We start from the raw sequence: 11,263 nt of genomic DNA on the forward strand, positions 1-11,263 counted from the left end.
TGAAAAAGCCTCCTTGTTGAGGGGGAAGTCCCACTCGCCGAGGTATTCCACGGCCTGGCCGCCGGTGCCGACTTTGAACCGGAGCACGCCCAGCAGGTGGTTGCTCTCGTCCAGGGTGTCGGTGATGCCTCGGAAGTCGTAGAGGCTCGCGCCGAGCTCGTGGGCGTCAGACATCATCCGCCACTGGATGGCGTTGTTCGGCTGGACCTCGCGCTTTCGGTTGGGGGAGGCGCCGTAGGAGTACCAGACGTGCTCACCGACAGTCAGCATCGTCGCCGCCGCGAGCGCTTCGCCCTCGTGGTGGGCGAGGTAGAGGCGCATGCGGTTGGGGTCCTGGGCCGTCAGCGCGGTCCACATGCGCTGGAAGTAGGTCAGCGGGCGTGGGATGAACCGGTCGCGTTCGGCGGTCTCGACGTAGATGTCGTAGAAGGCGGGCAGGTCGTTGAAGCCGCCGAGGATGACCTTGACACCTGCTTTCTCTGCCTGGTTGATGTTGCGGCGCCACTGTTGGTTCAGGCTGCGCTGGACATCTTCCAGCGATCGTCCGGTGAAAGGGACTTGGAAGACATAGCGCGGCTGGCTGACGGCGAACCCGTCCTCGCTGCCGGGCTCGGTCTGCTGCCAGCCCGTCCGCCGAAGCCGGTCAGCGATGTCGAAAGCCCGCGGTTCGTGCGCGGTGGCCTCGGCTTCCCGCAGCCGCCTGGCCTGCGGGTCGGCGATCGCGGCCTTGACCGCCTCCGCACTCCAGCGGCGGGCGACGACGGGCGGCCCCTCTTCACCGAGAACGCTCCCTGGGCCTTGAGATAGGCGAGCATCGGCTCCAGCCACCGCTCAAGATCTGGTGCAGCCCAGTCAATGACCGGCTCTTCAGGCAGATATGCGAGGTACCGCTTGAGCTTCGGTGAGGGCCGGAAAAGCACCAGTCCCGCGCCGACGAGACGGTCGTTGTCATCGAACCAGCCCAGACTCTCCGCCGGCCAGTCCGGCTTCACATCCCCAGGAGGGAACCTGTATGTGACTCGCCGAGGGCTGGGCCGTAATGAAGGCCAGGTGTGGCTTCGTTGATTTCTAGGAACAGCGTTTGTCGACGGTCTTCGGAGGCGGTTGGTGATCATGAGGCTCCGAGATGTCGAGCAGACATGGCGGCAGTGCCGGTGGTGGAGTCTGAGGAACATGCACGTCAGGGCGCGTGCCCCCTGGCGGACGCTGGCGGTCACTCCGTTCGATGCGGTGGCTTGTAGAGGTCGTCAAGGCGGAGTGGCGCGGGCTGGGGCAGGGGGGTGCCGTCCGTCGGCAGGCAGGACTGGAGGAAGTAGGCGAGCAGGCGGCGGGATGCGGCCATGGAGGCCGCCGGGGACTCTCGAACGACGCCGTTGTTGGCCAGGAGTAGGAGGGTGACGTCGCTGGGGTCGAAGTCCTTGCGCAGCTGTCCGGTGTCCTTCGCACGCTGTACCAGCTGGGCGAGGCATGCCTCGGCGCGGGCACGCTCACGATGGGCGTCGGGCGCGTCGGGAAATTGGGCGAGGAACGCGGCGCTGAACCCGCGGTCCTGGGCCTGCATCATGCACACCTTGGTGAGGACGTTGCGAAGTCCGCGCCAGGGATCGTCGTCCTGAAGGGCCTCGTCGAGGGCTGCGACGCACTGGCTGAGTTGTTCGGAGAACGCAGCGGCGATCAGCGAGCCGCGTGTCGGGAAGTGCCGGTAGAGGGTGGCGGCACCCACGCCCGCTCTGCGGGCGATTGCGCTGGAAGATACGTCGGTGCCGTTGAGGGCGTACGCCTCGCGGGCGGCCTGGAGGAGCCGGGCGCGGTTGTGCCGGGCGTCGGCTCTCTGCCCTGGTGCGGGCGGGCCGGAGGTGGAGGGGGGCGCGTTCCGAGACAGTTGGCCAGGCATGTCTCCCACTTAATCACAAACGGAAGGGGTCGACCGTTTAGCGGGTTAGCGTGACTTGGTGCCGCGGTGCCCCGCGGTCACCTCTCTGCCGCAGAGGTGAGCGGCTGCGAGTTCTCTTGCTGAACGACGTGCATGTGTACGGAGGTTGTCCGTGTTTGCTGTGCAGTACCACCGCTATGGCGGTTCCGAGGTCCTTAGCGTCGAGGAGGCCGAAGAGCCACACGCCGGGCCAGGTCAGGTCCGCATCACGGTGCGTGCCACCGGCGTCACCCCTGCTGACTGGTACCTGCGCTCAGGGATGCTGCGGGACATCGCCACCGTGGACTTCCCCCACATACCCGGCATGGATGCCGCGGGAATCGTCGACGAGGTGGGAGAGGGGGTGACCGGCACCGCCGCGGGCGATGCGGTCTTCGGCCTCGTCCCCTTCGTGGATCAGGGAGGCGCCGCGGCCCAGTACGCCGTGCTGGAGGCATGGGCACCCAAGCCGCGCTCGTGGTCCTTCGAAGAAGCGGGCGGCGCCGCCGGCAACATCGACACAGCCACGCGCGTACTGGAGGCCCTGGGAGCCTCCGACGGCATGACGTTGCTGATCGAGGGCGCCTCCGGAGGCGTCGGCACCATCACCGCGCAACTCGCCCAGGCCCGCGGCCTCACCGTGATCGGCACCGCGAGCGAAGGCAACCACGGCTTCCTCGACCAGCTCGGCGTCGTACCGGTCACCTACGGGGCGGGGCTGGCCGATCGCCTTGCCCCACTGGCTCCGCACGGTGTCGATGTGGTTCTAGACGCGGCCGGTAAGGGCTCTCTTGCCGAACTGGTGGCCATCGCCGGCGACCCGCACCGCGTGGTGACCATCGCAGACTTCGACGCCGACCGGCACGGAGTGCGGTACCTCCGCTCCGAAGCTGGAGAGTCGCCGGGCTGGGCAGGACTACCGCTGGCGGCCGACCTCGCCGACCACGGCCGCCTCACCGTCCCGCTGCACGCCGTGTTCCCGCTGAAGGAGGCCGCCACAGCTCATGACGTCAGCGCCACCGGCCACGCGCGCGGCAAGATCGTCCTCACCGTGCCCTGACATGGCGGACGATTCGGCCCGCAACCAGCGGTCCGCAGCAAGGCGGCCACGGCTGCGGTGGCCTTCGCCAGCGCGACCTGGGCCGGACCGCGCACTGGCGCTGGCCACCACGCCGTACCGACCCGAACTGCCATAGCCCGCATTGACCGGTGCCCGCCGTCAGCCACTCAATCGCGGACCGCCAGGCGGTCGGGGTGTGCGTCACCCGCATCCAGGCGAAGGCGGGACTCGCATAGTCCACCGTCTCCAGCTACATGAGCACGCTCGAACGGGCGGGGCTCGTGCTGCCCACCCGGGTGGGCAAGTGGACCCACTACCGGCGCAACGAGGCGCGACTGACCCAGGTGGCGCGGGCGATCGACGCCAGCGTCTGACCGGGGCGATCGACATCACTATCCGATTGACGCATCGCGATACGTCGATATGATGAGGTCATGTCGACCTTCGCTGCTGCGCCCACCGCCCTGATCGTGCACGCCCACCCCGAGGCCCGTTCGTTCAGCACCGCCCAGATGACCACCGCGACCCGGGCCCTGCGCGACGCCGGATACCGGGTCGACGTGCTCGACCTCTACTCCGACGCCTGGGCCCCGGTCCTCGGCCGCGAGGAATTCGCGCCGGTGGACGGCCACTTCAAGCCGCAGGCCGAGCAGCAGCGCGCGATCAAGGACGGGACACTCGACGCGACCGTCCGGGATCACCTCGACCGGCTGCTCGCCGCCGATCTGCTCGTGCTGTCGTTCCCGCTCTGGTGGTTCTCACTGCCCGCCATCCTCAAGGGATGGGTGGACCGGGTCTTCGTGATGGGCGGAGTCTTCGGCGGGGACTACGGACTCTTCGGTGACGCCGCGCTCGCCGGGAAGCAGGCGATGCTGCTGCTCACCACCGGCGGCCCCAGCGAGTCCTTCCAGGCAGGCGGCGCCCTCGGCGCGATGGACGACTTCCTGTTCCACATCCACCGCGGCATGCTGGAGTTCGTCGGCTACCAGGTCCTCGACCCCGTGATCACCTACGGACCGGCCCACCTGACCGAGCAGGACCGCGCCGCGGCACTGGAGACGGTCCGCGAGGCCGTCGCGCGCACCGCGACGGCCGCACGAGCCACCGCGCACTGATCCCCGAACCGCACCGCACGCGCACGGTAGTTCACCCCCCACCGCCTCCCCGACTGGTGGACGCCCACCCTCCCCTTCCGACTCCCGCACGGACCGCACATTCTTCGACAACGCCCCTAGAGTGGAGGGCAGTTGACAGGAATCCGTCCCGCGCACAAGCGGGCATCGCGCAAGGGGGAAGGGCCGTGGCGGAGCGGACGTCCGTACTGGTCGTGGGGGCCGGACTGGCCGGCCTGGCGAGCGCGATGTTCCTGGCGGGGCGCGGAGTCGACGTGCTGTTGGTCGAGCGGCGCTCCGGGACCTCGCTGTTCCCCCGGGCGGTGGGGCAAAACCAACGGACGATGGAGCTCCTGGGGTTCGGCGGGATCGCCGACGACGTTCCGACGCACACGCCGGGCCAACCCACGTTCCGGGTCAGGATCGCAGCCGGTCTGCGGGGGCCGACCTTGCACGAGGAGCGCTCGGAGGCCGACCCCGCGGACCTCGACGCCCTTTCCCCGGCCGCGTTGGGCACGGCCGGCCAGGACGTGCTGGAGCCGCTGCTGCGCCGGCGCGCCGAGGAGCTCGGTGCCGCACTGCGCTTCGACACCGAGTTGGTCTCCTTCGACCAGGACGACGACGGCGTGACCGCCGTGCTCCGCGGGCGCTGCGGTGAGCGACCGAGCCGGGTGCGGGCGGACTATCTCGTGGCCGCCGACGGCAACCGCAGCGGCGTGCGCGGCGCACTCGGCGTCGACCGGCACGGCCCGGGCAGCCTGGGCCACAACATCAGCATCATCTTCGACGCCGACCTCGGTGACCTGGCCGACCGGGAACCGACCCTGCACGTGCTCCACGGCGACGGGGCCAGCGGCATCTTTCTCACCCTCGACCACACCGCCGGCCGACACCTCTACAGCGTCGCCTACGACCCCGCCGATGGTCCGTCACCGGCGGACTTCACCACCGAGCGCTGTACCGAACTGGTCCGCCGGGTCACCGAGTTGCCGGACCTCCGACCGGAGATCAAGGCCGTGCAGCCGTGGGAAATGGCGGCCACCGTGGCGGACCGGTTCCGGGTGGGGCGGGTGCTGCTGGCCGGGGACGCCGCGAAGGTGACCCCTCCGAGCGGCGGATTGGGGGGCAACACCGCCATCGGCGACGCCTACGACCTGTCCTGGAAGCTCGCCGCGGTGCTCGACTCGTCGGCCGGGGCGGGGCTGCTCGACTCCTACGACGCCGAGCGCCGCCCGATGGCCGAAAGGGTCGTCGCCGCAGCGCTGCAGCTGCTCGCCGGCCGCGGGGCCGCACCGGCCGGCAAGGACACCGAACCCGAGCCGGCCACCGACCAACAGGGCACGCTCCCCGTGACGCTCGGCTTCCACTACCGCTCGTCCGCGGTGCTCATCGAGGACCACGACCCCGCCGACTCCGAGGATCCGTACCGGCCGAGCGGCCGACCGGGATTCCGCGCACCGCACGTGTGGTTGCACCACGGCGGCGGCACGACGTCCACGGTGCACCTCTTCGGGCGTGACTTCGTGCTGCTGTGCGGTGCCGAGGGCGGATTCTGGTCCGGCGTCGCCGCCGAGGTCGCAGCGCGCCTCGGTACGACCGTGCGGCCCCACGTCATCGGCGAGCAACTGACCGACTCGGCCGGCAAGTTCCTCACCCGTTACGGGATCGGACCGTCGGGCGCCAGCCTGGTCCGGCCGGACGGCGTCGTCGCCTGGCGGACCGCCGAAGCGCCGGCCGATCCGGCCCGGGCCCTGCACCGGGCGCTCACGGCGGTCCTGGCGCGGTAGGCGGGGGCCGGCGGTGCGCCCACCGGATCGACTCGGTGCAGGCGGGCGGCAGTTGGCCGACAGCCCAGCGGGCAGCACGCAGCCGACCCGCGGGGAGGCCGGCTGATGGCGTTCCGTGCGGGCGCCGAACCAGCCGCGCCCCGGCCGCGCCCGGCCCGCCCAGGCCCGGTTGGAGGCCCTGACGGTGACGTGGTGAGCCACACCCCGTTGTCAGTCCGTGATCACCGATCACGGCATGTGGTGGCTGGTCGGGGCCGAGGCGCTGGTGGTGCTGTGCGAATGCGTGGCGGTGGAACCTCGGCCGCCGACGAACGGTCGGCGGGTCGCAGCCCCCGGCCCGACCTCGCCTCCTCCGTCGCCGTCCTGGTCGCAGTCCCCGGGGCCAGGCCGGGAGTTGCTGACAGCGGCCCCGGGGTCGACCCGTGGGGGCGCGCCCTCGACGAGCGAGCACCGGCACCGACGGCCCGGGCCGGCTCGGCGGCCCGCGGCCCGGCCGTCGGCACCGGCACCGGCGAAGGTAAGGGTGAGCCCTCGGCGGCCAACGGCCCAACCGTCGACAACCGCGCCCCGGCGGCACCCCGTTCGGCGACGGCCAGTCGCCGCAGTGCCGACTCCTCAGCCCTCGTCGACACCGGCGGCACCGTCTCCAGCACCGGTGACAGGGCGGGAGCTGGGGCCACTGTGCCGAGCGGCGGAAGGCCAGGTACGCCCAGACATCGTCACCCTGTGCCAGGGACTGGCCCAGTAGCAGACGCAGCGGCGACTGCCGACCACAGTGGTGCGAGGTCTGGCGGTCGCGGGCCGGCCGGGCTTGTCGCTCCAGCAGCCCGGGCAAGCGAACCACGGCGGCCAGTCGAGCTGGCGCCGGGGCCGGGCGGCCGCCAGGCGCACCACGACCAGCACACCGCCGGCGCCGCGAACAAGCCGCGAGCAACAGGTACGGCAACCCCGGCCGGGGCGTACCTCGGCCGGCTGCCAGCGGGCCGGATCGCCGAGCAGGTCGTGATGACCGGTCAGAAGGGCGTGCGCCACCTGCCCGTCGGCACCGGGCAGAAGCCCGCCCGGGCACCGGGGCCAGAAGCAGCACACCGCATCGTCGAACTCGAGGACGGCCAACCAGCCGGCGCCCGGCGCGCGGTGTTCGGGCTGTGCAGGCTGTGCGTCACCGACAAACTCGCCGCGCTCGCCGAACTCGGACTCAACTGGGCAACCACGTGACAGCGACCACGCGGCGACGGCCACCGTGAGGATGCGGGGCGGTCGCCGTGCGCGTTCACGTTCCTGCGCCGGATGCCCCTGCCATCCCCGATCGGCCCAGGGCCCAGTCCGTCAGAAGAGTCCGGTCTCGTAACGGAACGGACCGCCGCCCTGGTTCGACGGCTCCACCGTCGTGGGCTGGCGGTGAGGGCGCCACAACCGGTAGAGCCACCGGGCCGACAGCGCCGCGACCGGTACGGCGACGACGGGAATCACCCACCAGGGAAAGCCGAGCCACCAGCCCGGGACCCCCACGGCCGCGCAGGGGAGCGCCATGACGGAGAACAACGCCCGGCCATACGGGAGCCAGGTGAAGGGCTCGTGGCCGCGGCGCCCGACCAGTCGCACGGCACCGAACCCGAGCCCCTGGGCCGCCAGGAGACCGGTGAATGTGCCGAGGGCGGCGGTCAACTGCGGGTCGTAGCTGGGCTCGCGGGAGGTGGCCTGCCGCAGGCCCCCCTTACCGACCGCCACGACGTCGCCGCGCCAGACCGTACCGCTGACCTGGTCTCCCGACCGGAGGTGCGCCAGCAGCGGTTCCTCACCGCGGAACCGCACGATCCTGCTCCAGAAAGGCGCGCCGGACAAGGTCGCCTCGAAGGTGGAGTTCCGCACGCCGTGGTCGACCCTCGTGCGCTCGACGGTGAACCGGACCGTACGCAGGCAGTTCTCCCATCCCTCCTCCGGCGCGTGGGCAGGACAGTGCTTGGCCGTCGCGTAGTCCCGGTACAGCTTGGCGTCGGTGGGCAGCACCACGGCGAACGCGACGTAGCAGGCCGCTGCCGATATCAGGGCCACCATGAGCCACGTCAACCCCCCGAGCCACGCCCGGCCCGGGGACCGCCGGGCAGATCGGCCGGCACCCGGTGGCGGCAGCGGCGGCCCGTCCGTCCCGCCGCCCGGACTCGTCCTGGTCGCCACCTTTACCCGCCTCTCCCCGCCGGCCGAAAAGCTCACGCCCAAGTGGCACCCCAGAGCGCTGTGGCCTCGTTCCGTACGAACTCCCGGTACGCCGTATGGCCGGCCCCCGGCCGTAGTCGAGCACGATCTGCCCGCCCGCCGGACCTGGGAAAACCTCGGTGCGGGACGCGACCCCAGCTCAACATGATGTCACCTCCCGGGTGCGGAACTCCGTTTGGGCCCTGGGACAGCCTGTGACCGCTCCCCTGGCCCGACCGGTCTGGGCCTGCAGGTCCAGGTCTCGTTCTGTCGGCGCAACGTCCCAGCAGCGCCGCCCAGGACGAGAGCTGCTGACCGCCGCTCCCCGGCCCCACCACGGCGCTGCACAGCCGCCGGCGTGATGATCGGCGCAGGCTTCGGATCTACGGCGCTGCGGGCGCGCTCGGTGCCCTGCTCCTGCCCGCGACCTCGGCGGCCACCGGGATAATTTGAGCGCCGCCACCTGCAACGTTCGACAGCCCAACATCACACATGAGGAGTAGTCGTGGTTGATTCCACGTCACATCCGGGGGCTCCGGAGCGGGTGTGCCATGTCCCGGTGCCGCCCGACGCGCACGCACTCAGCACACTTGCCTGGATCGACTACGAGAACGCCCTGGTCCCCGACCTCGACCCGGCTCAGGACCGCACCGCCGAGCAATGGGCGCGCACGGTCCTGGAAGACGCACCCTCTGACACGCGGCAGGCCCTCACGAAGGGCTGGACCGCACTCGGCCTGCAGCTCGGCCCGGCCCAGGGTCAAGGGTTCGTGCTCGGCTGGCCGGTGCGGCACAGCACCCCGGACGTCCTGCTCCTCTCTGCCGACCCCACCCTCGGACTGCACGGCCAGCTACTCTTCCAACGTCGGCCACACACACTGCTGTTGGCCGCCTTCATTCAACTGGACGGCGAAAGAGCACGTGCCCTGTGGGCCCCGGCCGAGGGCCGGCACCCCCACGTCATGCACCAGGTTCTCGAACAGGCCATATCCCGGACCGCAGCCTGACCACCTCACGACAAGGCGCCCGCCGGCGAGACGCCGAAGCGGCAGCGGGCTGCCGTCAGGTGCTGACCGGCTGCATTTGCCGCCCGTCCGCGGGAGGGGTGGGGCGCTGACCCGCTGCTACCCGTTCAGGGAGAATTCGCGCACGGGCAAGATCCATCGGACACGTCCTGATGCTCCGGTGCCATCAGATCTCGCCTTCGTGCCGTTCGTCGGTGGGTGTGAGCGCGGCGGCAGTGGCGACGGCGGCGGATGCCCGATGTTCGGGGTGGATGTGCGCGATGACGGTGTGCACCGGCTGCTGGCCGAGTCAGGCGACGAGTCCCCGGGCTGCTTCGGTGGCGATGCCTCTGCCCTGCCATGGAGTCCCCACCACCCAGGCGATCTCGGCGATGGGGCCGTGGCCGGAGGGGCTGCCTGTCGCCTGAACGGTGCCCGTGAGGCAGGACTCGTCACATAGCCGGATCACCCAGTTCAGCCAGGAGACGGCCGGGTCGGGAGCGCCAGCGATCATGCGCCTGTAGTTGTCGTCGACGGTTTGTTCGCGCGCCACGCCGATCCGCAGACGCCGCACCCCCGCTTCGACGTCTTCGTCGACCTGCCCGCAGACCTCCGACTGGCGCGAAAGATCCAGCGCAAGTGTCTGCGCGACGGCTTCCCCCTCGACGTCCTCCTGCGGAACTACCTCAACCACCGACGTGACGCTCACGAGCGACACATCGAACCCGTACGCAACGACTGCGACCTCGTCGTCGACGGCGCGGAGGACCCCCACGCCGCCCTGGCCCGCCAGGTCTGGACAGGAATCACGAGCAAGGAACTCATCCACAACTCTTGACTATTGCTCCGGCCATTCGGAGCACAGGTCAAGCACGCGAAGATGCGGAATGCGTCGAAGGCGGTCAGGATGACCTGTGCGCACACCTCTCCGGTGGCTCTCCCCGTCTTCGCCAACACGAAGGCGGGGAGACGCGGACGCGAGCCGGAGTGCCGCGACAACCCCGACCGTTCGACAGGCCGCGTGGCGGCGACACACGGGCGGGCGGACCACAGCGGGCAGCGGGCAGCAGGCAGCAGGCCCACAGTGGGCCATGCTGCAGCATCTGGGCGGCTCCGCCCACGGGCCGCCGGATGCCGGCCGATCCCGCCTGGTCGACCAGTACGCCGCCCGCCTCCGCGAGATCCTCCGGACAACACCAACTACGGCAAGGCGCCGCCGTGGAGGGGCCCTTTAGGCACCGGATGCTCGCCGCCCTTCGCCAGCTCGACGACGCATGCGGGAACGTCGAGCACCTCGCCGACGAAGTCAGCGACGCCTTCCACGCACACCGGCACGCCCCGATATACGCCTCCCCGTTACACCGCTGCGTCGTACTCCCTTTCAGGTGAGGGTGGACCCCAGAATCCGTTCGGGGCCGAGAAGTCCCATGACGTGGGGCGCAGGAGAGGGCGGGGCAGATAGCGAAGAGCCCAGGACGCCGCTTTGTAGCGCAGGCTCGGGATGCTGACGACGCGTCTACGTTCCAGATCGCGCAGGGCCTTGGCGACCACCTGCTCACTGGTCAGCCAGATCCAGCGGGGAAGGTGCGCGATGTCGAAGCCCGAGCGGTCGAAGAGTTCGGTTCGGGTGAATCCTGGCAGGACAGCCATCATGTGCACACGCCCGCTGCGCAGTTGGGCGGAGCGAGCAAGCGCCTCGGTGAACGACAGGGCCCATGCCTTGGATGCCGGATAGGCAGTCGACAGTCCGCCTGGGCCGAGTGCTGTGAACGATGAGACGTTCACAATCCTCCCGTAACGCCGTGCGAGCATGCCGGGAAGGGCGGCGTGGGTCAGGCGCAGGACGGCCCGCACGTTGAGGTCGAGAAGGTGCTCCTCTGCGTCGACGCCGTTGTGGAGAAACGGTCTGGGCAGGGACGTGCCCGCGTTGTTCACCAGCAGGTCCACGGGCTGCCCGGTGATGAGGCGGTCTTCGACGAGATGGCAACCAGACACAGTGGAGAGGTCAGCCGGAAGGGTTTCCACGTGAATCTGATGTGCGGTGCGCAGCTCGCCTGCAGTCTTCTCGAGGGTGTCGGGTGAGCGTGAGACGAGGACGAGATCGTGGCCGTCGCGGGCAAGCCGCTCAGCGAAGGCGCGGCCGATGCCCGCCGTAGGGCCGGTCACAAGCGCGAGGGGCATGGGTGGTCCGGC

The 11,263-nt window shown here is 70.4% G+C and carries 9 protein-coding genes and 2 pseudogenes; 6 read left to right on the forward strand and 5 right to left on the reverse strand.

Translation table 11 applies throughout. The features are described from left to right. Positions 1-12: 12 nt before the first annotated feature. Positions 13-1,050 (reverse strand): annotated as a pseudogene (locus ACO0M4_RS29245) (lipid II:glycine glycyltransferase FemX); the annotation flags it as partial. Positions 1,051-1,213: 163 nt separating this feature from the next. Further along, on the reverse strand, positions 1,214-1,894 hold the full coding sequence (locus ACO0M4_RS29250) for a TetR/AcrR family transcriptional regulator (protein ID WP_430374090.1): 681 nt from the start codon (positions 1,892-1,894) through the stop codon (positions 1,214-1,216). A gap of 151 nt (positions 1,895-2,045) precedes the next feature. Here ACO0M4_RS29250 and ACO0M4_RS29255 point away from each other — a divergent pair, with 151 nt between their 5' ends. The 4 genes from ACO0M4_RS29255 to ACO0M4_RS29270 all read left to right on the forward strand — a co-directional run bounded on the left by ACO0M4_RS29255 (position 2,046) and on the right by ACO0M4_RS29270 (position 7,089). Beyond that, positions 2,046-2,972 (forward strand): NADP-dependent oxidoreductase, encoded by a 927-nt coding sequence (locus tag ACO0M4_RS29255; RefSeq protein WP_430374091.1) that lies wholly within the window; start codon positions 2,046-2,048, stop codon positions 2,970-2,972. A 434-nt stretch (positions 2,973-3,406) separates the two neighbouring features. Next, complete coding sequence (locus ACO0M4_RS29260; RefSeq protein ID WP_430374092.1) at positions 3,407-4,087, forward strand: NAD(P)H-dependent oxidoreductase; 681 nt, start codon at positions 3,407-3,409, stop codon at positions 4,085-4,087. A gap of 185 nt (positions 4,088-4,272) precedes the next feature. Further along, entirely contained in the window at positions 4,273-5,871 is a 1,599-nt protein-coding gene (gene rdmE / locus ACO0M4_RS29265) for an aklavinone 12-hydroxylase RdmE (protein ID WP_430374093.1), read from the forward strand. A gap of 1,005 nt (positions 5,872-6,876) precedes the next feature. Then, on the forward strand, positions 6,877-7,089 hold the full coding sequence (locus tag ACO0M4_RS29270; RefSeq protein ID WP_430374094.1) for a hypothetical protein: 213 nt from the start codon (positions 6,877-6,879) through the stop codon (positions 7,087-7,089). A gap of 111 nt (positions 7,090-7,200) precedes the next feature. Here the strand turns inward: ACO0M4_RS29270 and ACO0M4_RS29275 are convergent, their stop codons facing one another. After that, entirely contained in the window at positions 7,201-7,929 is a 729-nt protein-coding gene (locus ACO0M4_RS29275; protein ID WP_430374095.1) for a hypothetical protein, read from the reverse strand. Positions 7,930-8,572: 643 nt separating this feature from the next. Here ACO0M4_RS29275 and ACO0M4_RS29280 point away from each other — a divergent pair. Then, a complete protein-coding gene (locus ACO0M4_RS29280) occupies positions 8,573-9,073 on the forward strand; it encodes a hypothetical protein (RefSeq protein ID WP_430374096.1) in 501 nt (166 codons plus the stop codon). Positions 9,074-9,257: 184 nt separating this feature from the next. On the opposite strand, the pseudogene ACO0M4_RS29285 reads toward ACO0M4_RS29280, so the two are convergent. After that, a pseudogene (locus tag ACO0M4_RS29285) lies at positions 9,258-9,704 on the reverse strand (GNAT family N-acetyltransferase). Between ACO0M4_RS29285 and ACO0M4_RS29290 the strand changes: the two are divergent. Further along, a complete protein-coding gene (locus tag ACO0M4_RS29290; RefSeq protein ID WP_430374097.1) occupies positions 9,609-9,908 on the forward strand; it encodes a hypothetical protein in 300 nt (99 codons plus the stop codon). The pseudogene ACO0M4_RS29285 and the gene ACO0M4_RS29290 overlap by 96 nt on opposite strands. Before the next feature lie 518 nt (positions 9,909-10,426). Here ACO0M4_RS29290 and ACO0M4_RS29295 read toward each other — a convergent pair. After that, a complete protein-coding gene (locus ACO0M4_RS29295) occupies positions 10,427-11,251 on the reverse strand; it encodes an SDR family NAD(P)-dependent oxidoreductase (RefSeq protein WP_430374098.1) in 825 nt (274 codons plus the stop codon). Positions 11,252-11,263: the final 12 nt, after the last annotated feature.

This window comes from Streptomyces sp. RGM 3693 (assembly GCF_050471125.1).
Taxonomy (GTDB): domain Bacteria; phylum Actinomycetota; class Actinomycetes; order Streptomycetales; family Streptomycetaceae; genus Streptomyces.